Raw genomic sequence first — 393 nt, 5'->3', positions numbered from 1 at the left:
GGGGGAGGGACTGTAGAACCCCTTTTTCTTGCCTTCCAGCAACAGTATTGTTCTTCGAAAGTGCTGGAGGAGAATCCAGCCGGGCAGTTTCGAGGGCAGCCCCCGAAAAAGAACTACGCTGCGGAATACCTAGGACGAAGAATGTCAGCCATGCAGTTCACCGCCTTTCTGGATCCGTGCGACCAGTGGATGGTCTATGACCTATTTTCCGATCTCCCGGCGGAGTTGCCGGGCAGACTGCTGCTTGGACTGACACAGAACGACGCCGAGCAGTTAACCGAGCAGGCGAACATGGAATTCGTGTCGATGCCGACCGAGTAGGATCAGAGGAAAGAGGAATCGAGCGGCGGGGGCAGAAACGTCGAGCTTCGGTCTGGGAGAAGCTCATGGATG

At 56.2% G+C, this 393-nt stretch carries 1 protein-coding gene; it reads left to right on the top strand.

The genetic code is table 11. The features are described from left to right. Nucleotides 1-321, top strand: a 321-nt coding sequence (locus EOA38_RS40015) for a hypothetical protein (protein WP_210213040.1), incomplete at its 5' end; no start/stop codon positions are given. Nucleotides 322-393: the final 72 nt, after the last annotated feature.

It is taken from the genome of Mesorhizobium sp. M1E.F.Ca.ET.041.01.1.1 (genome assembly GCF_003997355.1).
Classification (GTDB): domain Bacteria; phylum Pseudomonadota; class Alphaproteobacteria; order Rhizobiales; family Rhizobiaceae; genus Mesorhizobium.
Note: the sequence above shows the minus strand (reverse complement) of the source record. Positions and strands in the feature narration are given on the sequence as shown.